This window comes from Amorphus coralli DSM 19760 (assembly GCF_000374525.1).
Classification (GTDB): Bacteria; Pseudomonadota; Alphaproteobacteria; order Rhizobiales; family Amorphaceae; genus Amorphus; species Amorphus coralli.
The window spans coordinates 193,176-214,662 of sequence record NZ_KB894576.1 but is presented as its reverse complement, the minus strand read 5'-3'; the positions used below and the strand labels follow the sequence as shown (position 1 = coordinate 214,662).

The window sequence follows — 21,487 nt, the reverse complement described above, 5'->3', positions numbered from 1 at the left end:
TTTCGACGTCTCCCGGCTTTAGCCGACGGTCCGCGGGAACAGGCCCCGCGGCCGCACGAGCAGCACGATGAGAAAGGCGATATGGCCGGCGAGGATCTGCCATTCCGGATTGATGGCGGCGCCCACTGCCTGGCTCACACCGATGATGATGCCGCCGATCAGGGTGCCCCAGAACGAGCCGAGCCCGCCGATGATCACCGCCTCGAAGGCATAGATCAGCCGGGCCGGGCCGATGGTCGGGTCGAAGTTGGCGCGGGTGCCCAGATAGAGGGCGGCGATGGTGACGACGACCATGGCAATGCCCGTGGCCTTGGCGAAGAGGCGCTCGGCGCGGATCCCCATCAGGCCGGCCGTCACCGGATCGTCGGACGTGGCGCGAAAGGCCCGGCCCAGCGCCGTGCGATAGAAGAGCTGGTTGAGGGCGACGATGACGGCGATCGCCGACACGAAGGTCAGCACCGGCATGACGCCGACATTGATGCCGCCGAGCGCGATCGACTGAGTCTCCAGCGCGCCGGCGGGGATCTTGCGGCTGTCGGCGGAGAAGCCTTCCAGAAGCGCGTTCTGGATGACGATCGACAGGCCGAAGGTAACAAGCAGTGGCGGCAGGATGTCGTCACCGAGCGTCCGGTTCAGAACGACATACTGCAGCGCCCAGCCAACGGCGAACATCACCGGGGCGGCGATCAGCGCGGCGGTGAAGGGATCGATGCCGAGTGCGGAGACCAGGATCAGGATTAGATAAGCCGCCAGCACGATGAGGTCGCCGTGGGCGAGGTTCACCAGCCGCATGATGCCGAAAACCAGGCTGAGGCCCGTTGCGAACAGGGCGTAGAGTCCCCCCAGCAGGAGCCCCTGGAGGATGGTGTCGATCCACTGCATCAGGCGACCCCGAAATAGGCATCGTGAATGGCGTCGCGCGACAGCTCGGCGGGAGTGCCGGAGAGAGTGATGCGGCCCTCCATCATGCAGTAGACCCGGTCGGCCACCTTGAGCGCCTGCTCGATGTCCTGCTCGACCAGCACGATGGCGGCACCCGAGGCCCGCAGTCTCGGCATGACGGCATAGATGTCGCGGATGGTGACGGGCGCGAGGCCGAGGCTGAGCTCGTCGCACAACAGCACCCGGGGATTGGACATGAGCGCGCGGCCGATGGCGACCATCTGCTGCTGGCCGCCGGAGAGCGCGGTGCTGGGGTTGTTGCGGCGCTCCTTGAGGATCGGGAAAAGCGCATGCACGCTTTCCAGCGACCACGGTCCGTCGGCCTTGCGGCCGTAGGTGCCGATCTGCAGGTTCTCCTGCACGGACAGCGAGGGAAACAGCTTGCGCCCCTCCGGCACCATGGCGATGCCGCGGGCCATCACGTCGGGCGCGGGCAGGCTGCCGATGGCGGCCCCGTCGAACCGGATCGCGTCGGCCTCGTTGGCGAGCACCCCGGAAAGCGAACGCAGGAGCGTTGTCTTGCCGGCGCCGTTGGCGCCGATGATGGCGATGATCTCGCCTTCATCCACGACGACGTCGACGCCGAAGAGCGCCTGGAAGTCACCGTAGAAAGCGGTGAGGCCTCGGGTTTCCAGAAGCGCCATCAGACCTCGATCCCCAGATAGATCTCGCGAACCTCGCGCGAGGCCATGACGGCATCGGGCTTCCCGTCGGCGATGATGCGACCGAAATCGAGCACCACGAGCCGGTCGACCACCGAGGTCAGGGCATGCAGCACATGCTCGATCCAGACGATCGTGGTGCCGCCGGCGTGGATGGCGCGGATCGTCTCGACCAGCGAACGGCACTCGCTTTCGGTCAGGCCGCCGGCGATCTCGTCGAGAAGCAGAAGCTTCGGATCGGTGGCCAGCGCCCGGGCCAGCTCCAACCGCTTGCGCTGAAGCAGCGGCAACTGGCCGGCCGGCGTGTTGGCCCGCTCCAGAAGACCGGTCTGGCGCAGGATCTCCGCACAGCGCCCGGTGACGTCGCTTTCGCTGCGGCCGGCCCCGAAAGCGGCGCCGACGACCAGGTTCTCGAACACGGTCAGCCGGCCGAACGGGCGCGGGATCTGAAAGGACCGGCCGAGCCCCATGCGGCAGCGCTCGGTGGCCGGGCGCGTGGTCACGTCGGCCCCCGCGAAGGCGATGGTGCCCGAGCCGACGGCGACGCGACCTGTGATGAGGTCGAACAGGGTCGACTTGCCGGCACCGTTGGGGCCGATGATGCCGAGCGCCTCGCCCTCGGCCACCTCAAGCGTCACGTGATCGGTGACCTTCAGGGTGCCGTAGGACTTGCACACATCGTCGAGACGCAGAAGCGACACAGGCGTCATCCTTGAGGCCATCGGGGCACGGGTGAACGGCGCGCCGGCACATGTCTGTCGCCGGCGCGCAGTTCAGAGGATCAGCCGATCAGCTGATCGGCTCCATCTTGCCGGCGGTCGGGATTTCCGGCGCGGTCTGGTTGTCGACGATGACCAGATCGTAGCCGCCGCCGTCCTGCAGCCGCCACTGGCCGCCGACAAGCGGCGTCTTGGCGACGTTCTTGGCCGCGAAGGGCGGCACGCCCTCGCCGTTCCAGGCGATGGGTCCGACCAGCGTGGTCATGTCGGTGGCGGCAATCGCGTCGGCCACCGCATCGGCGTCGGAGGGATCGTCGACGCGCTTCATGGTATCGAGCGCGATCTCGAACAGGGCATGGACAAAGCCGATCGGCTGGGTCCAGGGCCGGCCGGATGCCGCCTCGTAGTCGTCGGCGAGTTGGCGCGAGGTCTCGCCGGTGAGCGACGACTTGAACGGGTGGTTCGGCGACCACCAGACTTCCGAGGACAGGTTGTTGCCCTGGTCGCCGAGCGCCTCGACGGCCTGCGGGAACAGGATCGCCTTGCCGATGGACGCCACCTTCGGCGTGAAGCCTTGCTGCTTGGCCTGGTTCCAGAAGGTGGTGAAGTCCGGCGGGATCATCACGCCGGTGACGATCCCCACCTGATCGCCCTTGAAGGCGTTGATCTGGGCGGAGAAATCGTCGTTCAGGTTCTGGTAGCGGCCAGGGTCGACGAGGCTGTAGCCCTTTTCTTTCAGAACTGGCGGAAAGCCGACATTCGCGTCACCCCAGGCGTTGCCGTCGGCGTCGTTGGGAAACAGGCCGCCGACCTTCTTGTTGGTGTCGAGCTGTCCCCACATGTTGGTGAAGACGGCGATGACATCCTCCAGCCCCCAGAAGAAGTGGTAGGCGTAGCGGAACGGCTCCCAGGAGCTCGGATCGGTCGGGTTCGCCTGCTGGCCGATGAACCAGGGCTGCCACGGCGCGACGGTGGAGAGGCAGGGAATTTCCTCCATTTCGCAGGTGGTGGTGACCGGGTTGGTGGTTTCCGGCGTCGAGGCGACCAGCATCAGGCTGATCTCGTCGTCGACGATCAATTCGTTGGCCACCTCCGCCGCCCGGTTCGGATTGGACTGGCTGTCCTTGACGATGACCTCATAGTCGAGGCCGGCGTCCTTAACCTGCTGCATGAAGCGGTCGATGATGAAGCCATCGGCTTCCGCAAAGGCGGCGAGCGGCCCGGTCTGCGGGCTCACATAGCCGAGTCTGATCTTGCGGCCCTGGGCGATGGCCGGCATCGGGAATCCGGCGGTGCCGGCGACCGCAGCGGCAGCCGCGGCGGTCCCCATAAAGCGGCGGCGGGAAATCGACTTGGAATGCATTCTGTCCTCCCGGTCTTGTCTTGTCGTGTTTCAGCGCGCGGGGCGCCGTCCCTCCCAGGCGTCCTGCAGGAGCGCGCGGATGCCGGCGTGCTCGATGGGGCGCGGGTTCCAGTAGGCGTTCTGCGTTGAGAGCTCGGCGGCGCGGTCGAGGTCGGCCTCGGAGAGGCCGAGATCCTTCAGGGCGCGCGAGGCGCCGACATGGCCAGCGAAGTCGAACAGGCCGGTGCCCGGCGTGCCGCCGAAGATGTCGGCGACGGGCTGGAGCAGCTCCGGCACGGCCTCGGCGTTGAAGCCGATCGTGTGCGGCAACATGATCGCGTGGGTTTCGGCGTGCGGCGTATCGAAGGAGCCGCCGAGCGTGTGGCAAATCTTGTGGTGAAGCGCCATGCCGACCGTGCCGAGCACCATGCCGCAGAGCCAGGCGCCGTAGAGCGCCTCGCCGCGCGCGGCGCGGTCGTCGGGGGCGTCCACGATCACCGGCAGCGCCGACCGCATGGCCCGCAGGCCCTCCGCGGCCATGATCGAGACGATCGGATTGCGATCCTGGGCGTAAAGCCCCTCGGCGGCGTGAGCCATGGCATTGAGGGCGCTGGTCACGCTCATGGAAACCGGCAGGCCGAGCGTGAGCGCGGGATCGTAGATCACCACCTCCGGAAGCACCTTCGGGTCCTTCAGGGTGGTCTTCCTGCCGTGCTCCGTCTGCCCGAGAATGGGGGTCACCTCCGACCCGGCATAGGTGGTGGGAACGACGATCTGCGGCAGGTCGGTGCGGTAGGCGATGGCCTTGCCGAGCCCGGTGGTGGAGCCACCGCCGAGCGCCACCAGGCAGTCGGCGCCGGTTTCGGCAACGTGCTCCATGGCCTGCTCGGTGACCGAGACCGGGGTGTGCATGGCGGCTTCGGAGAACAGGCCGGCAGAGCGGTCGCCGAGGGTTCGGGCAAGGGCCCACCCGTCATCGGCCTGGTGCGGCGTGGTCAGCACGAGGGCACGGCTGCAGCCAAGTGCGTCGATGCGCTCGCCGATACCGGCGCTGGCCCCGTCGCCGAAAACGACCTCGTGCGGCATGCCGCGATAGGTGAAGCTGCGCGTCACGGTCTCTCTCTCCCGGGCCTGGCGCGGGCCAGCACGAAGGTCACAACCAGCGTCCAGGCCCGGCCACCTGCCACATCGCACACCGGCACGAAGTCGCCGATCAGCTCCGGCCGCACCCCGAACAGGGCATCGCCGGCAAGATCGGGATCGCCACCGTCGAAGACATGGGTGGACAGCGTCTCGAAGGCCTCGGCCCGGACGATGAAGTGCAGGTGGGCGGGCCGACGCATCGGGCAGCCGATCTGGCGAAACAGGGCGCCGACCGGGCCGTCGCCCGGCAGCGCGTAGCCGGCCGGCTTGACGCTTCGATAGTGGAAGCCGCCGTCCGCTCCCGTGGTGAAGACGCCGCGGAGATTGTGCTCGGGCTGGGCTTCCGGCACCTGGTTCTCGTAGAGCCCGGCGGCGTTGGCCTGCCAGGTCTCCACCGTCGCGCCGGCCACCGGATGGCCGTCGAGATCGGTGACCCGGCCGTGCACGGTCAGCGGCTCGCCCTTGCCGTCGAGACAGATGTCGGCGCCCAGCGGATAGCGCGGCGCGTCTGGCCGATAGAAGACACCGCGCACGGTATTGGGCGTGGCGCCCTCCGGCCGCGGCGTGTTGAGCGCCTCCACCAGCGCCGAGACGCCCAGTACGTCGGAGAGCAGGACCCACTCCTGGCGCTTGTCGTCGCAGGCGTGGCCGGTGGCTGTCAGGAAATCGATCGCGGCGCGCCAGTCGGCAGGGCTCGGACGGGTCTCGCGAACGAAGGCATGGAGATGGCGCACCGCGGCCGCGAGAACGGGCGCGAGCGGCGCGTCGGCCTGCCCGAAGCGGTCTGCGGCGGCCTTGGACGCGGCCTCGGCGCGAACTGTCGGCATCGTTGATGCCGGCATGGCGATCCTCCCGGTGGATCCTGTTTCTTTGTTGGGAGAAAGAGTAACAGTCTGCGCCTGCAGGTTGATGATTTCTGAAGCGTTTAATATAACAGTTTGTTATGAAGCTCGACGAGCGCCACCTGATCCAACTCGCGGCCGTGGTCCAGGCCGGCGGCGTGACCGAAGGCGCCGCCCTGCTCGGCCTGTCGCAGCCGGCGGTTTCGCGAACCCTGACGATGTTGGAGAAGCGCCTCGGCGAGCCGCTGTTCGTACGGGGAAGGCGCCCGCTGCAGCCGACGCCGTTCGGGCGGGCGCTCGCCACGCACGGCCAGACGATGCTGACGGCGTCGCGCAAGGCGTCCGAGTTGCTGGACACCTTCCGCGAAGGCGGATCGGGCGTGGTGCGGGTCGGCGGCACGCAGTTCTTCACCGACGGGCTGGTCACAGCGATGGTGGCAGAATTCCAGAACGCCCATCCTGATGTTCGGGTGGACCAGAGCTATGGCTATTTCGCGGACCTGAGAGCGGCGCTCACCACCGACCGGATCGATCTCGCGATCTGCCCCATCGACCTCCTCGATGAAGGATCGGAGCTCGCCTTCGAGGAGTTGCTTCCAGGCCGCAACGTGGTGGCCTGCGCGCCGACCCATCCGCTGCTGCTGCAGCGTCGGCCGCCGATCGGGGCTCTGCTCGACTATCCCTGGGTCGCGCCGCCGCCGAACAGCCCGCTGATGGCCGACCTGAGGAGCCTGCTCCTGTCGCTGGGAGAGATGGAGCCGAAGATCCGCTATGCCGGCGGCTCGCTGATCAGTACCCTCACCTACGTGCAGGCGACCAACGCCCTGACAATCCTGCCGCACGGCGTGGTGTTCGGGCTTCGTCACGTCGGCACCATCGCCGCGCTGCCGTTCAAGGTCCCGCACCCAGAACGGGCGCTCGGCCTCCTGCGCGTCAAGGGCTCCAGCCTGTCGCCGGCGGTGGAAGCCTTCGCCCGGCACGTGACGGAAAGCTTCGCGGCGCTGCGCCACCTCATCAAGCGCCACGAAGAGCGCGTCGTCTGGGGAGTGTGAGGCCTGTTTCCGGCTGGATTGGTGGTCTTACGGCAGGCCGGACTGCGCCAGGAGAATGGTGCCGGACAGGAGCAGAAGCACCAGGACGATCTTCTCGAACACCGCGGGCGACAACCCGATATAAGCGCGCGCGCCGATCCAGGCGGACGCGATGGCAACCGGTATGCAGACCAACGCGGTGCGCAGGATCTCCGCATTGATCTGGCCGCCCACGGCCATCGCCGTGCTGGCAAGGGCCAGCACCACGAGATTGAAGGGCTGGTAGACGGCGCGCTGCGCGTCGACCGGCAGGCCCTTGAGTTGAACCCAGATCAACGGAAGCGGGCCGGAGAGCCCGGAGAACCCTCCGAGGAAGCCGCCGCCGACGCCGATCAGGCCATCGCTCGCCCGTCCCCGGCGGGCCACCCAGGGCGCCGGTCGCGACCGCCACAGCCGAAACAGCGCATAGGCCACAAGGAAGGCGCCGATGGAGGTGCGCAGCAGGGCGGGAGAGGCCATGGAAAGCGCCCAGACCCCAAGCGGCACGCCGACCGCACCGCCCACCAGATAGGGCCAGGCGGGCCGCCAGTCGATCGACCGACGCAGCGTCAGTAGCCCGACGACATGGCCGGCGATCGCCACCAACGCGACCAGCGGCGGCACATATCCCGCAGGCAGCGCATAGAACCAGAGCCCGCACGCGACGAGCCCCGTTCCGAATCCTGCGAAGCCTGTCGTAAAGCCGGCAAGAACCGCTCCGACCAGAACGATGGCGAGCGACAGATCCATGAACAGCGACACTTTCCTGGAATGATCTTTACAGAGAGCGCCCGATCGCGCCGACGAAAGCAACCCGCCGGGCGCTCAACCCTGCTCTGCAGGACCGGCCGGGACGGCGGCAATATCACGCGTTTGCGGCGAACAATGACCGCCGGTTCGACGTCTCGGTCGGCGCGTCGGAAATCGGCCAAGCGAGAGGCACTCCAAAGTTTCACAGTGTAACAATTGTGTCGCACACCGTCGGTAGCAGAGCACGTGAGCCTCTACCCACGGAGACGACCATGAAAGCCCTTGCAGCCCTCGCCACCCTGACGGCGCTTGCCGTCGCCGTTCCCGCCCATGCCGAATTCCAGCTTGGCTCCCGCTACCAGGACAATGACGGTGACCTCGTCGCCGATATCCCGTCCGATGCGGCCGAGCAGATCGATCCCGACACCCTGATCTTCGCCTACACCCCGGTCGAGGACCCGGCGGTCTACCGCGAGGTCTGGTCGGAATTCCTCGATCACATGGCCGAGACCACCGGCAAGACGGTCCAGTTCTTCCCGGTCCAGTCGAACGCCGCCCAGATCGAAGCGATGCGCGCCGGCCGCCTGCACGTCGCCGGCTTCAACACCGGCTCCAACCCGATCGCGGTTGCCTGCGCCGGCTTCCGGCCCTTCGCCATGATGGCCGGCAAGGATGGCTCCTTCGGCTACGAGATGGAGATCATCACCTATCCCGACTCCGGCATCGACGAAGTCGCCGACATCAAGGGCAAGACCCTGACCCACACCTCGCAGACCTCCAACTCGGGCTTCAAGGCGCCGACCGCGCTGATGAAGGCGGAGTTCGGCATGATCTCCGGCGAGGACTACGACACGCAGTTCTCCGGCAAGCACGACAACTCGATCCTCGGCGTCGCCAACAAGGACTACGAGGTCGCCACGGTGGCCAACTCGGTCAAGAAGCGGATGATCGAGCGCGGCGTCGTGTCCGACGACCAGTTCAACGTGCTCTACACCTCGCAGACCTTCCCCACGACCGGTTACGGCACCGTCTACAACCTGACGCCGGAGCTGCAGGAGAAGATCCACGACGCGTTCTTCAGCTTCGACTGGGCCGGCAGCGGCCTGGAAGAGGAGTTCGGCAAGAACGGCGAGGCGCAGTTCATCGAGATCACGTTCAAGAAGGACTGGGACGTGATCCGCAAGATCGACGACGCCAACGGCGTCACCTACGACTGCCAGTAGGCCGTCGTTTACAATCCGGGCGCGGGCCACACGGTCCGCGCCCTTTTTCCGTCCGGGATGCAGCCGCGCATGCTCACCGTCGAGAACCTGACCAAGACCTACCGCTCTGGCGACAAGGCGCTGCACGGCGTCAGCTTCTCGCTGCCGAAGGGCCAGGTTGTCGGCCTGATCGGTCCCTCCGGCGCGGGCAAGTCGACGCTGATCCGCTGCGTAAACCGGCTGGTGGAGCCGACTTCGGGCCGGGTGCTTCTGAACGACATCGACCTGACGACGCTGAACAGGCCGGCGCTGCGCCGCGCCCGCCGACGCATCGGCATGATCTTTCAGGAATACGCGCTGGTGGAGCGCCTGACGGTGATGGAAAATGTCCTGTCCGGCCGGCTCGGCTACGTGTCCTTCTGGCGCAGCTGGATGCGCCGCTTCCCCGGCACCGACATCGCCAACGCCTTCCGGCTGCTCGACAGGGTCGGCCTGGAGGGGCGCGCCGACAGCCGCGCCGACGAGCTCTCCGGCGGCCAGCGCCAGCGCGTCGGCATCGCCCGGGCGCTGGCCCAGGAGCCGGAACTGCTTCTGGTCGACGAACCCACCGCCTCGCTGGATCCGAAGACCTCGCGGCAGATCCTGCGTCTGCTGACCGAGGTCTGCGCGGAACGCGGGCTGCCGGCGATCATCAACATCCACGACGTGGTTCTGGCCCAGCAGTTCAGCCAGCGCATCATCGGCCTGCGCGCCGGCGAGGTGGTGTTCGACGGACCGCCGTCGGACCTCGACAACGCCGCGCTGACGCGGATCTACGGCGAGGAGGACTGGTCGGCCATGCGCAAGTCCGCGGCCGAGGACGCCGAGGCCGAGCTCGAGCAGAGCCACCGGATGGCCGGGCTTGCATGAGCGACTATCCCACCCACTGGCGCCGGCCGCCGCAGATCCTGAAGCACCCGGTCTGGCGACCGATTATCCAGATTGGCATCGTCGCCTACCTGATCCTTGCGCTCAGCACACTGGAGGTCGACTGGTTGCGCGTCTGGGACGGGCTCGATCGCGGCTGGCGCTTCGTCGAAGGCTTTCTCACGCCTGACTTCACGTCGCGCTGGCGCGACATCAGCGAGGGGCTGGTGGAGAGCCTGACCATGACGGTCACCTCGACCGTCGTCGGCATTGCCCTGTCGATCCCGTTCGGCGTCGGAGCCGCCGGCAACATCGCGCCGGCGCCGGTCTACTTCGTGTGCCGCGCGGTGATCGCCGTGAGCCGTTCGCTGCAGGAGGTGATCATCGCGATCTTCTTCGTGGCGATGTTCGGCTTCGGCCCGTTCGCCGGCTTCGTGACGTTGGCCTTCGCCACCATCGGTTTCCTGGCAAAGCTCCTGGCGGAAGCCATCGAGGAAATCGACATGGCCCAGGTGGAGGCCGTGCGGGCGTCCGGCGGGTCATGGCTGCAGGTGGTAAACTACGCGGTGGAGCCGCAGGTGACCCCCCGCCTGATCGGGCTGTCGCTCTATCGCCTCGACATCAATTTCCGCGAAAGCGCGGTGATCGGCATCGTAGGAGCCGGCGGGATCGGCGCGACGCTGAACACCGCCATCGACCGCTACGAGCATGACAGCGCCGGAGCGATCCTGCTGATCATCATCGCCATCGTCATGCTGGCGGAATATCTGTCCGGCCACGTTCGCAAGTGGGTGCAGTGATGGCGGTCCGGCAAACCCCGTCCGGCCCGGATTGGCGCGCACGCACGCCGCGCGGAGCGCTCCTGCTATGGCTCGGCTGGCTGGCAGCGGTGGCGCTGACGGCCTGGTGCTGGTTCGTCATGACCGAAACCACCATCTGGGCGTTCGTCTACGACGCGCCGCGCCAGGCGGCCGACATCGGCTCCCGCATGGTGCCGCCGCGCCTCGACTACCTGCCCGAGCTGTGGCGTCCTCTGTGGGACACGATCAACATCGCCACGCTCGGCACGGCGGCCGGTGTCGTGATCGCCACACCGATCGCCTTCCTGGCCGCGCGCAACACGACCCCCAGCCTGCTCGTCCTGCGGCCGATCGCGCTGTTCATCATCGTGGCTTCGCGCTCGATCAACTCGCTCATCTGGGCCCTGCTGCTGGTCTCCATCGTGGGGCCGGGGCTGCTGGCCGGCGTCATTGCCATCGCGCTGCGCTCCATCGGCTTCGTCGGCAAGCTGCTCTACGAGGCCATCGAGGAAACCGACGTCTCGCAGGTCGAGGCGATCGAAGCGACGGGCGCGAGCAGCCGCCAGGTGCTGGCGTTCGGCATCTGGCCGCAGGTGGCGCCCGCCTTCTGGGCCATCTCCGTGTTCCGCTGGGACATCAACATCCGCGAGAGCACGGTGCTCGGACTGGTCGGGGCCGGCGGCATCGGGCTGCAGCTGCAGAACTCGCTCAACACGCTGGCCTGGCCGCAGGTCACGGTGATCCTGCTCCTGATCCTCGCCACCGTGCTGGTGAGCGAGTGGATCTCCGCCAAGGTCCGCCGCGCCATCATCTAAGGCCCAGGGCCGGCTCACCGGCTCCGTCCGGGCCGACCGCGCTTGACAAGCCCGATGGGGAAGTCGAGCATGATTGCCATGTTCAAGATGAAGCAAGATCTCCTTTTCCGGCCCTTTCCCATCGCGGAATAGTGGCCCCGGTCCCGGCAACAGGGGCCGGGGAGCCGTTTGCTTCAACCCTTCCCAGCATGAACGCCCGTCGCGCCCGATCAGTGGCGCCGGTTGCCCGTTCGGGCCGCCGGCGTTCGGCTCGCCCGGGCGAGCGGTCTTGAACAGAAGTTGCCTGACATCATGGAACCGTCCGTCACTGTCCTGAAAGAGGATCACGAGCGGCTTGTGCGTATGGCAAGCGGGCTGCTTTCCAAGAACCCCGACCTTGCCGAGGACCTTCTCGGCGAACTCGAACGCGCCCGCATCGTCGCCACCAGCGAAGAGGCCGGTGTGACCGTGCAGATGGGCTCCACCGTCACCTTCAGCACCGAGGACGGGGGCTCGCGCGTGGTGAGGCTGGTCTATCCGGACGAGGCGGACATTGCCCGCGGCTGCATCTCGATCCTGACGCCGATCGGAACCGCCCTGCTCGGACTGCCGATCGGCGGCCAGATCGACTTCGTCGCCAACGACGGACGCCTGCGGAAGCTCACCGTTACCTTGGTCGAGCAGTCCCGCGAGCCTGTCTGACCATGAGCCAGGCGGGGTCGCCGTCGCCCCCGTGGCCGTTCTCAATGACAGGCACGTTCGGACGACCTGCGCAGGCGCGGCCCGGGCACTCGTCCGCATGGTTCAAGGAAGGGTCTGCCATGTCAGGTTTCAGCGTCGGTTTCGCCACCAGAACCAGAACTTCCGGCTGCAGAATGAGCGAAGACGACCACGCGGTCCTGCAACGCCTGGCCAGCGGCGGAAGAGCCTTCTCGGAGGGCTACAGGGACATGCTGGGCGAAAAGCTGCGAAGCTGCATCGTCTACCCGTCGGGGGGGCTTCCGGGCGACGTCGTGCGGCTCAACGCGTGCTTCACCTATGCCGTCGACGGCTCCCTGAAGGACGCGGCGATCCTGGTTCCCTATCCGCCGAGCGACCTGCCGCCCTTCGCACTGTCGCTTCACACCATCCGGGGGCTGGCCCTGATTGGGCTTGCCGCTGGGGAAACGGTAACGACGCCGGCGGCCGGCGGCCGGACCGAGACGGTCGAGGTCGTGCGGGTACTGCCCTAGCCCGCCGCGCCGGACGCCCGCTAGGCCCTGGGCCTCCGGTGGGGAGGGCTGCCGACTGGATGGCGGCGCTGGCGTGCCCTACCCGTCGGGAAAGCAGTGGGGATAGGTGGCGTGCAGCGACGCCAGCATCATCATGTGCAGGCTGGAATTGAAGTAGTTGTCCATCTTGAGGTCCACCGATTCCCAGGGGACCTTCCGACCGGCGGTCTCGCAGATCATGATGTCGTGCATCAGCTCGTAGGAGTTGCCCCAGAACCGGTCGTCCGCCTCGCCGGTGTAGACGTCGAACGGGAAGGTATAGCCGCTGCCGTCCTGCCCCCAGATCGAAAGGATGACCTGCGTCACTCTTGCGTGGTCCACGTCGGCCTGCAGGAGATAGAGCGGGATGCGGACCGCGTCGTAGCTGAACTTCGGCTCCCATCCGCGGGCGGGATTGGGCTCTCCGTGCTTGTTCACGTCTGTCCAGTCGGAGGGCGGATGGATCAGTTCATTCATGAGCCGCATGTTGTCGGCGTAGACGCCTTCCCAGTCATGGCGCGGCGCCAGCACCTGCATCACCCGCAGCGTGAGCGGAATGAAGTAGCTGAGATTCACCGTCATCGACCGCTTGCGGCCGCCGGGTTCGGCCCAGTTGCCCGGCATCAGCAGGGTGTAGCCGCCAAAGCGCCGGATCATGTGCTGGCCGGTCGCCTCGGCGATGGCGACGGCCTCGGCGATGTAGCTCCTGTCGCCCCAGCGCTCGCCGGCCAACGCGAGCGCGGTGGCGATCAGCAGTTCGCCATCGGTGGCGTTGTTCCAGTCGGTCACGCCCTTGCCCGGCACATATTTCCAGCCGAACAGCTTGTCGGGCTTCTGCATGGTGTTGCGGGCAAACAGCCAGATCCGGTCGAACGTGGCCCGGTCGTTGCCGAGCAGGGCCAGCATCATGCCGTAACCCTGGCTCTCGGAATGGGTGATGCCGCCGTTCTGCGGATCGAAGACGCGGCCGTCCGGCTTGATGAAGGCCTGCTTGTACTGGGCGAGCATGGCGCTGTACCAGCGCTGCAGGTCCTCGTCGAACTCGCCGAGATAGGGAGCAAAGGCCGACTGCGCCGCCGTTGCCGGCACGACCGTGGACGCGCAGAAGAGCACTATGAAAATGAACCTGCGGATCATGGGCGAAGCGTTCCCGGAGACGCTGCGTAATGAAACGTAAGACGAAAGCGACACATCGTTGCGCTCTTAAGGCTGCGACGCGTTCGAGAGGATCTGCTTGATGCGCATCTCGGCCTCAGCCATGGCGCTTGCCGCATCCTGGTCCCCGCTGAGCACCGAATGGACGGCCTCCCGGAAGAGGTCGGCACTTTCGGCGTAGCCCCGGCCCACAAGACGGGAAGGCCGCATCCTGATGTTCGCCTCGATCAGCTCGTAGGTATCGACCATGGGAAAATGATCAGACACTTCCAAGTCGGAGAAGAGCACGACCTGGCTCGGAAAGAAGTCTGCTTCCAGCGCGCGCGACCGCTGTTGCGCAACCGACGTCAGAAAGTCGGCGAGGAAGGACGCTTCCACCGGATGCTGGCTCCGGTCTGCGACCGCGAGGGCCCAGCCGTCCAGAAGCGAGACCGGCGGGTTGCCATATGCCCCCGGCATGAAGGTCGCACCCACCTTGCCGCTGACGGCGCTGATCGGCGATTCCAGAAGCGGGTAGACATAGGGCAGGTTGCGCATGAAGGCAGCGTTGCCCTGCTGAAACACGCCTCTTGCATCTTCCTCGTCGAACGAGAGCACCTCAGGAGGCGAGATCGTGCCGACCCATCCGGCCGCCATCTCCAGCGCCTCGACGTAGCGCGGGTGATTGAGAACGACCCCGTCCTCGCCCACGATCGGCTTGCCCCGGTGGCTCACCATCCATTCCGTGGCATTCGCCCCCAGTTCTTCGCCAATCTCTCCCTGGAAGAGGTAACCCCAGAAGCGCGGGTTTCCTTCGGCCCGCTCCCCGTCCTGGATGGTTCGGGCCGCGTCCTCGAGCGCCGCCCAGGTTTCCGGAACCTCGATGCCGTACTTCTCCAAGAGATCCGAGCGGTAATAGAGGCCGCCCATCTCCTGGTAGAAGGGAAGCCCCTTGAGCGCTCCATCGACCGTGAGCTGCCGGATCATCGCCTCGCTCTGGCCGTAGGCAGCATATGGCAGGTAGCTGTCGAGGGAGAGGAGCTCGTCGGCCAGCGCAGTGGCCCATGTCACCTGGACATTGATGACATCGAATTTCGGCGCGTCTGCCGCCAGCACGGCAGTGAACAGATCCAGCCGCTCCGTCATATCATCCGGCACCGGGTAGGTGAGGACGGTGTTGCCGGTCCTTCTTGCCCAGAGGTCAGCAGCCTGCTTGCACAGTTCGTGGTCCCGCCCTTCGAAGCCACAGGCAAGGCCCAGAACCACGGCATTGGCCGCAGCGGTCTGCGCCACCAGGGCGATGGCACATGTCCCGGCCAGGGCAAGTCCTTTGCCGACGCTCGACGTCCAAACACTCTGCACCTGGGGGGCTCCTCGCAATACGGGTCTAACGGGACCGAAGTGTCGTCTATTAGCAGGTTAGGCTGGCCCGGAGCTTGACAAAAGCCGTCAGTTTCACGGGGAGCGGAGAGACGCAGGCGGCGCGATCGAGCCACCGGAGATTGAGCCGGATCAAGGCTGCGATCGCGACACTGGGATTATCTGCCTCCATCCGGAAGGAGGGTGGCAATGACCCAGCAGACGCACCAGGACACCGTCCGCGAGGCTGTCGGCGTGTTCGAGACGATCGATACGCTTCAGGCAGTCATCGACGATCTTCTCAGTGCAGGCTTTGACCGAGCGGCGCTGAGCCTTTTGGCCACCGACAGCGCGGTGGAGGAGAAGCTCGGCCACAAATATGAGCGCATCCGTGCATTCGAGGACGATCCCAGCGTTCCGCGCTGCTGCTACATCTCCACGGAATCGCTTGGCGACGCCGAGGGCGGCCTGATTGCCGGGCTGATGTATGTCGGGGCCGTCGCGACTGCCGGAGCGGTGGTCGCAAGCGGCGGCGCCCTTGCGCTGGTTCTTGCCTCGGCCGCCATCGCCGGAGGGGCCGGCGGCCTGTTCGGGGCGCTGCTGGCCGAACGCCTGGGCGCTCACTGGGCGCGCCATCTCCAGGAGCAGCTCGACCAGGGCGGATTGCTTCTCTGGGTCCGGACCTGGACACCGGACGAGGAAAGACGCGCCACGGAGATCCTGCAGCGCCATTCAGGCACGGACGTGCACACCCATTCGCTTCCAGTCCCGGCATAGCGGGTCCTTCGGACAGGCAGACAGGAGAGAGTGCAATGACCACCTGGCGGATCCGGGCCACCTGGCGGGAGGACGAGACCGAGGCGACGGAGGAGTGGCAGGTCGAGGCCGCAAGCGTTCAGGACGCGGTCGCCAGCGTGTGCGGGCACGTGCGGTTTCCGCCGCATCACGTGGAAGCGCGGCAGCTGGACGGCGAGCCCTCCGGCGCGGCGGCGGAGGAGGTCCGGCACGTTCCGCAGACCTAGACTTCACCCGCCACACGTCGATCAGGGGAAATGCGAGAATGAGCAAGGACTTTCGGCAGATCGCGTCAGACGTGGACGCCAGCCTTGGGCTGCTGGCGGACGCCGCTCCTGAGGCCATGGCGGGCTTCATGGCGCTCGGTTCGGCCGCCCATGAAGCGGGGGCGCTATCGCCGATGACCAAGGAGCTCATCGCGCTCGGCATTGCCATCGCCGTGCATTGCGACGGCTGCATCGGCTACCACGCGAAGGCCGTGCACGAAGCCGGCGCCAGCCGCGCCGAGGTGGCCGAAATGATCGCCGTTGCCATCCAGATGGGCGGCGGCCCGTCGGTGGTCTACGGAGGCGAGGCGCTGAAGGCGTTCGATGCCTTTTCCGGCGGCTGAAGCCGGCGGAAGTCTGGCCCCCCGGAACCGACCGGCACGCACCGGGGCTAGCCGCCGTTCGCCCTCGATGACGAGGCCGGCGAACCGCCCGTCTCCTCGATTGACTTTATCAGGATTCCTGTTATCGAACGATCCATGACCGTTTCAGGGAGACTGATATATGTCCAGCGTCGATAGCACCCCGAAAGATGCCCCTGCCTGGGGCGAAAACGCGCTTCTGGAAATCGTCGACGGCATCGCCTGGGTGACCCTGAACCGTCCCGACAAGCGCAACGCGATCAGCCCCGGAATCGTCTGGGAGATGAACGCGATCATGGACGAGGTCGAGGCCAACGACGCGGCCAAGGTGATGATCGTCACCGGCGCCGGCGAGGCGTTCTGCGCAGGTCAGGACCTGAAGGAATATTTCCGCATTCCCGACACCTGGCCGGCGATCGAGCGCGAGCGGCTCTACCGCGCCAACTCGCAGTGGCAGTGGCGGCGGATGATGTATTTCCCGAAGCCCACGATCGCCATGGTCAACGGCTGGTGCTTCGGCGGCGCCTTCCAGTTCATGATCGCCTGCGACATCGCGCTTGCCGCCGATGACGCGACCTTCGGCCTGTCGGAGATCAACTGGGGCATCATCCCGGCCGGCATCGTCACCAAGTCGGTGTCCATGGTGATGAACCAGCGCGACAGCCTCTACTACATCATGACCGGCGACCCCTTCGACGGCGCCAAGGCTGCCGAGATGGGCCTGGTGAACTTCTCCGTTCCCCGGGAAGAGCTGCGCGAGCGCACCATGGCCATCGCGGCCAAGCTGATGGAAAAGAACCCGACCGTCCTGCGCTCCGCCAAGGCGGCCTACCACCATGTCCGCTCGATGAACTGGGATACGGCGAACGAGTACCTGATGGCCAAGCACGCCCAGACCAACGCCAACGACCCGGAGCGCGGTTCGCAGAAGGGCATGAGCCAGTTCCTCGACGAGAAGAGCTACCGGCCGGGCCTCGGCGCCTACCGTCGGGAGGACTGAGGTTCATGGCAGACAGTCCCGCCCGGACATCCGGGGTCGCGCGGCTTCTCAATCCGGGCTCGGTGGCGATCGTGGGAGCGTCGCCGAAACCGTTCTCGCTCGGCGGCAACCTGCTGCAGAATTTCCTGACCTTCGGGTTCGAGGGCGATCTGCACCTGGTGAACCCGTCGCACAGGGAGATTTCGGGGCACCCGTGCGTCGCCACCATCGACGAACTTCCGGAAGGCATCGACCTGGTGTGCCTGATCGTGCCGGCGGTACACGTTCCCGATGCCGTGGAGGCGTGCGCGCGCCGCAAGGTCGGCGCGGTGATCCTCTACTCGGCCGGCTTCGCGGAAACCGGCGAGGAGGGGCGCGCCATCCAGGACCGCGTGGCGCGGACCGCGCGCGAGGCGGGCATCGCCATGCTCGGCCCGAACTGCATGGGCTACGCGAACTTCCTGCGCAACGTGCCGGCCACCTTCGAGCAGTTGCCGCACACGCCCGCCGATGGTCCCGGAACGGCCGTGGTCACCCAGAGCGGCGCGATGATGGGCAACTTGCGCATCGCGCTCCTGGCGCGCGGCGTGCCTGTCAGCTACGCGGTGTCGGCGGGCAACGAGGCGGTGACCTCGGTCGAGGAAATCATCGGCTACCTGGTCGAGGATCCGCAGGTCTCGCAGCTCGCGGTCTTCGTGGAGCAGCTGAAAAAGCCCGCCCTCTTCCTCAAGGCCGCACTGAGGGCCCGGGAACTGGGCAAGCCCATCGTCATGGCCCATCCCGGCCGCAGCGAGCGCTCGCGCGAGGCGGCCCTGTCGCACACCGGCGCTATCGCCGGCGACCATGCGGTGATGGAGCTGTTCGTTCGCCAGGCCGGCGTCGTGCTGGCGAACGGCTTCGACGAACTGTTCGACATCGCCGCCATCACCGACCGTTTCCCGACGGCGCCGGTCTCCAACGTGGCGCTGATGACCAACTCGGGGGCCGTTCGGGGCTTCGCCCTGGACTTCTGTGAAGAGGTCGGTCTGCCGGTGGCGCCGCTGCAGCCGGAGACCCTGGACGGGCTCGCGGCGATCCTCCCGAGCTTCGCAACCATCGACAACCCGCTCGACATCACCGCGCAGGGGATGAAGGAGCCGAACCTGTTTGGCGACACGACGGAGATCCTTCTTGCCGATCCCGGCGTGGACGCCGTGGTTGTCGCCGTCATGGGCGGCTCGCCCGCCCAGATCATGAACAAGTGGAATTCCCTGCGGCCGCGTTTCGAGAGCTCGGACAAGCCGGCGGTCTACGTGGTGCTCGGCGACGGACATCCGATGCCGCAGAATTTTCTCGACGAGCTCTCGGACAGCCGCACGCCTTTCTTCCGGTCGCCGGAACGCGCGCTTCGGGCCTTCGCCAGGCTGGCCGAGACGCGGGCTGCCTCGGAGCCGGACGTCGTCATCGCCGAGCCCGGCGCCACGCGTCCGACCCGCACGATCTCCGAGGCGAAGGGAAAGGCGATCCTGCGCGAGGCCGGCATTGCCGTTGCCGATTTCGCGCTGGCCGAAAACTGCGACGCCGCGCTCAAGGCCGCGGAAAGCATCGGCTATCCGGTGGTTCTGAAGGCCCAAGCCGATGCGCTCGCCCACAAGAGCGACGTCGGCGGCGTTCGGATCGGCATCGACGGACCCGAGGCGCTCGCTGCGGCCTGGGACGAGATGCAGTCTGCGCTTGCCACCAAGGCCCCGGGACTCGCGCTCGACGGGTTGCTTGTGGAACGCCAGGCAACGCGGCCGGAGGCAGAGCTCATCATCGCCAGCCGTCGCGATCCGCACTGGGGCATCGTGCACGTCGTCGGCATGGGCGGCGTCTGGGCCGAAACGCTGAAGGACGTCCGGCTCATTCCGGGCAACGCCACGGCGGTGCGGATCGAGGCAGAAATGCGCCGCCTGCGCTCGGCCGGCATGCTGACTGGCGGTCGCAACCAGCCACCGCTGGACATCGCAGCCGCGGCAGCCTTCGTGGCCCGGCTCGGCGACCTGATGCAGGCGCGGCCCGATATCACCGAGATCGAGGTGAACCCGCTGGCACTCTATCGCGACGGGATCGGCGTTCTCGACTGCCTGATCACCGTCGACAGCTGACGGGCGCTGGCGGCGCACGCCACGCCGCCACCTCTTGAGAACGACGAAGGGCCGGCTGTTCAGGACAGCCGGCCCTTTTCGTTTCGCAGACGTCGGAGCGAAGCGTGTCCCGTCAGGCGGGGCTCTTCACCGCATCCTGCCGCATCTCCGGGGCGTGGCGCGCCGGGATCAGCCAGCAAGCCGCGATGGCCACCAGCCCCGCCGCCCCGGCGTACCAGGACTCCGGCCCCAGCCAGATCGGGCTTGAGCCGAATGCGAAGGCCAGCGCCACCAGGCCGAGGCCGATGGCGACCTCCTTGCGATCTTCGGGCTCCTGCAGCGTCACGAAACCTCGGGAGATGAGGAAGATCGCCGCCGTGGTGGTCGCAATGACCACGCCGATGGCGATCGGCGTGCCGTCGAGCAGAAGGGCGGGATCGAAGGCCCAGACGAAGGGAAGCAGCATGGCGATGGATGACAGCCGCATGCCGATCCAGCCCGTGCGCCACATGCTGGCCTTGGCCAGGCCTGCGGCGACGTAGCTGGAGACCGCCACCGGCGGCGTGAGGAACGACATGACGCCGAAATAGAAGATGAAGAGATGGGCCGCCATCTGCGTCATGCCCATCTTGGTGAGCGCCGGCGCCAGAACCGTGGCCAGGATCACGTAGATGGCGGTGGTCGGCATGCCCATGCCGAGAATGATGCAGAGCACCGCGGTGATGGCCAGCATCGGCAGAAGGCCCCAGGAGCCGCCCGCATCCACCAGAATGAAGGACAGGGACTGGCCCAGGCCGCTGGCATTCATCACGCCGACGACCACGCCGGCAGCCGCGCCGATCATCACCAGCGGGATCATGCCCGAGCCGCCACCGAAGACGAACCGGGCCCACTCGTCCCGGGTCCGCATCTTGCCGCCCACCAGGGCGAAGACGAGCAGGACGAGGGCCGCCGAGAGCGCTGCAAAGGCCGGCGTCGAATTCTGCCAGAACAGGAGGTAGATCAGCACGGCCAGCGGCAGGATGAAGGCCCAGCCAGAGCGCAGCACCGGCCAGAAACGCGGGAGTTCCGACTTGGGCACCCCTTTGAGGCCTTCGCGCACGGCCACCGCGTCCACCTGCATGAACAGGCAGAGATAATAGAAGAGCGCCGGCAGGACGGCCGCAACGACGACGTCGAAATAGTCGATCTGCAGGAACTCGGCCATCAGGAAGGCCGTGGCGCCCATCACCGGCGGCGCGATCTGGCCGCCCGTGGAGGCCACCGCCTCGATGGCCGCCGCATAGTGCGGCTTGAAGCCGGTGCGCTTCATCAGCGGAATGGTGACGACGCCGGTGGACATGATGTTGCCGACCGGGGAGGAGCTGATCGATCCGAACAGGCTGGAGCCGACGACCGCGACCTTGGCCGGCCCGCCCCGCTTGTGTCCCATGAAGGACATGGCGAGCTCGGTGAAGAAGTTGGTCGCGCCGCTCACCTCCATCAGCTTGCCGAAGACGATGAAGGCGAGAACCATCCCGGCGATGATCACCAGCACCAGGCCCGGCACCGCGTTGGTGTCGGAGTAGATGTACATGAGGAAGTCGACCGGGCGCTGGTAGTGCGCCTGGAGCGGCCCGGGGATCATGTGGCCGAACAGGCCGTACAGGATGAGGACCCAGACCAGGATGGCGATCGGCAGGCCGCTCGCCTTCCGGAGGCCCTCCATCATCAACAGGATGGCGATGCCGGCCGGCACGAACTTGGCCGGCGTCGCACCCTCGAAATCGACCAGCCAGTCCTGGAAGTTGAAGGCCATCCAGCCCCAGCACGCCATGGCGACGAAGCCGAGGAGTATGTCGATTGCCCCCGCCTTCTCGCCATAGGGACCGTGCAGGAAGGCGCCGGCGACGGCGACCCCGAGATAGATGCCGAGCCACTCGGCATCTATCAGCTGGACATCGAGCCACAGCATCAGATCGGAAGCCCAGACCACGCCTCCCACCAACAGGAAGCCGGTATAGAGTCGGTACAGGAACGAGGTCAGGGCCAACATGATCGGTCGCGCTCGAGGAACAGGGGGTCG

22 protein-coding genes are annotated in these 21,487 nt (G+C 66.8%); 12 read left to right on the top strand and 10 right to left on the bottom strand.

What is annotated here, in order from left to right; genetic code table 11:
• Positions 1 to 18: 18 nt before the first annotated feature.
• The 6 genes from C507_RS0117850 to C507_RS0117825 form a co-directional block, all read right to left on the bottom strand.
• On the bottom strand, positions 19 to 882 hold the full coding sequence (locus C507_RS0117850) for a branched-chain amino acid ABC transporter permease (protein WP_018701091.1): 864 nt from the start codon (positions 880 to 882) through the stop codon (positions 19 to 21).
• Positions 882 to 1,586, bottom strand: coding sequence for an ABC transporter ATP-binding protein (locus C507_RS0117845; RefSeq protein ID WP_018701090.1), 705 nt, complete (start codon positions 1,584 to 1,586; stop codon positions 882 to 884). Before C507_RS0117845 ends, C507_RS0117850 begins: the two co-directional genes overlap by 1 nt.
• Positions 1,586 to 2,305 carry an ABC transporter ATP-binding protein gene (locus C507_RS0117840; protein WP_018701089.1) on the bottom strand — a complete coding sequence of 240 codons (720 nt, stop codon included), beginning with the start codon at positions 2,303 to 2,305 and terminating at the stop codon, positions 1,586 to 1,588. The genes C507_RS0117845 and C507_RS0117840 overlap by 1 nt, the downstream gene beginning before the upstream one ends.
• A gap of 88 nt (positions 2,306 to 2,393) precedes the next feature.
• Positions 2,394 to 3,686 carry an ABC transporter substrate-binding protein gene (locus C507_RS0117835; RefSeq protein ID WP_018701088.1) on the bottom strand — a complete coding sequence of 431 codons (1,293 nt, stop codon included), beginning with the start codon at positions 3,684 to 3,686 and terminating at the stop codon, positions 2,394 to 2,396.
• Between the two features lie 30 nt (positions 3,687 to 3,716).
• A complete protein-coding gene (locus C507_RS0117830; protein WP_018701087.1) occupies positions 3,717 to 4,778 on the bottom strand; it encodes a maleylacetate reductase in 1,062 nt (353 codons plus the stop codon).
• Entirely contained in the window at positions 4,775 to 5,650 is an 876-nt protein-coding gene (locus C507_RS0117825) for a dioxygenase family protein (RefSeq protein ID WP_018701086.1), read from the bottom strand. Before C507_RS0117825 ends, C507_RS0117830 begins: the two co-directional genes overlap by 4 nt.
• Before the next feature lie 101 nt (positions 5,651 to 5,751).
• Between C507_RS0117825 and C507_RS0117820 the strand changes: the two genes are divergently transcribed.
• On the top strand, positions 5,752 to 6,702 hold the full coding sequence (locus C507_RS0117820) for a LysR family transcriptional regulator (protein WP_018701085.1): 951 nt from the start codon (positions 5,752 to 5,754) through the stop codon (positions 6,700 to 6,702).
• Between the two features lie 27 nt (positions 6,703 to 6,729).
• Here the strand turns inward: C507_RS0117820 and C507_RS0117815 are convergent, their stop codons facing one another.
• On the bottom strand, positions 6,730 to 7,470 hold the full coding sequence (locus tag C507_RS0117815; protein WP_040401396.1) for a sulfite exporter TauE/SafE family protein: 741 nt from the start codon (positions 7,468 to 7,470) through the stop codon (positions 6,730 to 6,732).
• Between the two features lie 272 nt (positions 7,471 to 7,742).
• On the opposite strand from C507_RS0117815, the gene phnD reads away from it, so the two are divergent.
• The 6 genes from phnD (at position 7,743) to C507_RS0117785 (ending at position 12,404) form a co-directional block, all read left to right on the top strand.
• Entirely contained in the window at positions 7,743 to 8,693 is a 951-nt protein-coding gene (phnD, locus tag C507_RS0117810) for a phosphate/phosphite/phosphonate ABC transporter substrate-binding protein (protein WP_018701083.1), read from the top strand.
• Between the two features lie 69 nt (positions 8,694 to 8,762).
• Positions 8,763 to 9,581 carry a phosphonate ABC transporter ATP-binding protein gene (gene phnC / locus C507_RS0117805; protein WP_018701082.1) on the top strand — a complete coding sequence of 273 codons (819 nt, stop codon included), beginning with the start codon at positions 8,763 to 8,765 and terminating at the stop codon, positions 9,579 to 9,581.
• Entirely contained in the window at positions 9,578 to 10,378 is an 801-nt protein-coding gene (gene phnE, locus C507_RS0117800) for a phosphonate ABC transporter, permease protein PhnE (RefSeq protein ID WP_018701081.1), read from the top strand. The genes phnC and phnE (C507_RS0117800) overlap by 4 nt, the downstream gene beginning before the upstream one ends.
• Positions 10,378 to 11,193: a phosphonate ABC transporter, permease protein PhnE gene (phnE, locus tag C507_RS0117795; protein ID WP_026319219.1), complete on the top strand. Its 816-nt coding sequence runs from the start codon at positions 10,378 to 10,380 to the stop codon at positions 11,191 to 11,193. Before phnE (C507_RS0117800) ends, phnE (C507_RS0117795) begins: the two co-directional genes overlap by 1 nt.
• A 291-nt stretch (positions 11,194 to 11,484) precedes the next feature.
• Positions 11,485 to 11,874 carry a nucleoside diphosphate kinase regulator gene (gene rnk, locus C507_RS0117790; RefSeq protein WP_018701079.1) on the top strand — a complete coding sequence of 130 codons (390 nt, stop codon included), beginning with the start codon at positions 11,485 to 11,487 and terminating at the stop codon, positions 11,872 to 11,874.
• A 173-nt stretch (positions 11,875 to 12,047) separates the two neighbouring features.
• Positions 12,048 to 12,404 carry a GreA/GreB family elongation factor gene (locus tag C507_RS0117785; protein WP_018701078.1) on the top strand — a complete coding sequence of 119 codons (357 nt, stop codon included), beginning with the start codon at positions 12,048 to 12,050 and terminating at the stop codon, positions 12,402 to 12,404.
• 78 nt (positions 12,405 to 12,482) lie between these two features.
• Here the strand turns inward: C507_RS0117785 and C507_RS0117780 are convergent, their stop codons facing one another.
• Both C507_RS0117780 and C507_RS0117775 read right to left on the bottom strand, forming a co-directional pair.
• A complete protein-coding gene (locus C507_RS0117780; RefSeq protein WP_018701077.1) occupies positions 12,483 to 13,559 on the bottom strand; it encodes a family 8 glycosyl hydrolase in 1,077 nt (358 codons plus the stop codon).
• Between the two features lie 66 nt (positions 13,560 to 13,625).
• Positions 13,626 to 14,918, bottom strand: a complete 1,293-nt coding sequence (locus tag C507_RS0117775) for an extracellular solute-binding protein (RefSeq protein WP_156829372.1) — start codon at positions 14,916 to 14,918, stop codon at positions 13,626 to 13,628.
• 207 nt (positions 14,919 to 15,125) lie between these two features.
• Between C507_RS0117775 and C507_RS0117770 the strand changes: the two genes are divergently transcribed.
• The 5 genes from C507_RS0117770 (at position 15,126) to C507_RS0117750 (ending at position 19,443) form a co-directional block, all read left to right on the top strand.
• A complete protein-coding gene (locus tag C507_RS0117770; protein WP_018701075.1) occupies positions 15,126 to 15,692 on the top strand; it encodes a hypothetical protein in 567 nt (188 codons plus the stop codon).
• Positions 15,693 to 15,727: 35 nt separating this feature from the next.
• Entirely contained in the window at positions 15,728 to 15,937 is a 210-nt protein-coding gene (locus C507_RS0117765) for a hypothetical protein (RefSeq protein WP_018701074.1), read from the top strand.
• A gap of 38 nt (positions 15,938 to 15,975) precedes the next feature.
• Positions 15,976 to 16,320: a carboxymuconolactone decarboxylase family protein gene (locus C507_RS0117760; RefSeq protein ID WP_018701073.1), complete on the top strand. Its 345-nt coding sequence runs from the start codon at positions 15,976 to 15,978 to the stop codon at positions 16,318 to 16,320.
• 160 nt (positions 16,321 to 16,480) lie between these two features.
• Positions 16,481 to 17,338 carry a p-hydroxycinnamoyl CoA hydratase/lyase gene (locus C507_RS0117755; RefSeq protein WP_018701072.1) on the top strand — a complete coding sequence of 286 codons (858 nt, stop codon included), beginning with the start codon at positions 16,481 to 16,483 and terminating at the stop codon, positions 17,336 to 17,338.
• Positions 17,339 to 17,343: 5 nt separating this feature from the next.
• Positions 17,344 to 19,443 (top strand): acetate--CoA ligase family protein, encoded by a 2,100-nt coding sequence (locus tag C507_RS0117750; protein ID WP_018701071.1) that lies wholly within the window; start codon positions 17,344 to 17,346, stop codon positions 19,441 to 19,443.
• A 112-nt stretch (positions 19,444 to 19,555) separates the two neighbouring features.
• Here C507_RS0117750 and C507_RS21910 read toward each other — a convergent pair whose 3' ends face one another.
• Entirely contained in the window at positions 19,556 to 21,457 is a 1,902-nt protein-coding gene (locus tag C507_RS21910) for a TRAP transporter permease (protein ID WP_018701070.1), read from the bottom strand.
• Positions 21,458 to 21,487: the final 30 nt, after the last annotated feature.

Coding starts and splice junctions, on each gene's coding strand:
- C507_RS0117815 (WP_040401396.1), bottom strand. CDS start 7,470: ATGGATCTGTCGCTCGCCATCGTTCTGGTCGGAGCGGTTCTTGCCGGC.
- C507_RS0117825 (WP_018701086.1), bottom strand. CDS start 5,650: ATGCCGGCATCAACGATGCCGACAGTTCGCGCCGAGGCCGCGTCCAAG.
- C507_RS0117770 (WP_018701075.1), top strand. CDS start 15,126: ATGACCCAGCAGACGCACCAGGACACCGTCCGCGAGGCTGTCGGCGTG.
- C507_RS0117780 (WP_018701077.1), bottom strand. CDS start 13,559: ATGATCCGCAGGTTCATTTTCATAGTGCTCTTCTGCGCGTCCACGGTC.
- C507_RS0117760 (WP_018701073.1), top strand. CDS start 15,976: ATGAGCAAGGACTTTCGGCAGATCGCGTCAGACGTGGACGCCAGCCTT.
- phnC (WP_018701082.1), top strand. CDS start 8,763: ATGCTCACCGTCGAGAACCTGACCAAGACCTACCGCTCTGGCGACAAG.
- phnE (WP_018701081.1), top strand. CDS start 9,578: ATGAGCGACTATCCCACCCACTGGCGCCGGCCGCCGCAGATCCTGAAG.
- C507_RS21910 (WP_018701070.1), bottom strand. CDS start 21,457: ATGTTGGCCCTGACCTCGTTCCTGTACCGACTCTATACCGGCTTCCTG.
- phnE (WP_026319219.1), top strand. CDS start 10,378: ATGGCGGTCCGGCAAACCCCGTCCGGCCCGGATTGGCGCGCACGCACG.
- C507_RS0117835 (WP_018701088.1), bottom strand. CDS start 3,686: ATGCATTCCAAGTCGATTTCCCGCCGCCGCTTTATGGGGACCGCCGCG.
- C507_RS0117755 (WP_018701072.1), top strand. CDS start 16,481: ATGTCCAGCGTCGATAGCACCCCGAAAGATGCCCCTGCCTGGGGCGAA.
- rnk (WP_018701079.1), top strand. CDS start 11,485: ATGGAACCGTCCGTCACTGTCCTGAAAGAGGATCACGAGCGGCTTGTG.
- phnD (WP_018701083.1), top strand. CDS start 7,743: ATGAAAGCCCTTGCAGCCCTCGCCACCCTGACGGCGCTTGCCGTCGCC.
- C507_RS0117750 (WP_018701071.1), top strand. CDS start 17,344: ATGGCAGACAGTCCCGCCCGGACATCCGGGGTCGCGCGGCTTCTCAAT.
- C507_RS0117765 (WP_018701074.1), top strand. CDS start 15,728: ATGACCACCTGGCGGATCCGGGCCACCTGGCGGGAGGACGAGACCGAG.
- C507_RS0117785 (WP_018701078.1), top strand. CDS start 12,048: ATGAGCGAAGACGACCACGCGGTCCTGCAACGCCTGGCCAGCGGCGGA.
- C507_RS0117820 (WP_018701085.1), top strand. CDS start 5,752: ATGAAGCTCGACGAGCGCCACCTGATCCAACTCGCGGCCGTGGTCCAG.
- C507_RS0117850 (WP_018701091.1), bottom strand. CDS start 882: ATGCAGTGGATCGACACCATCCTCCAGGGGCTCCTGCTGGGGGGACTC.
- C507_RS0117845 (WP_018701090.1), bottom strand. CDS start 1,586: ATGGCGCTTCTGGAAACCCGAGGCCTCACCGCTTTCTACGGTGACTTC.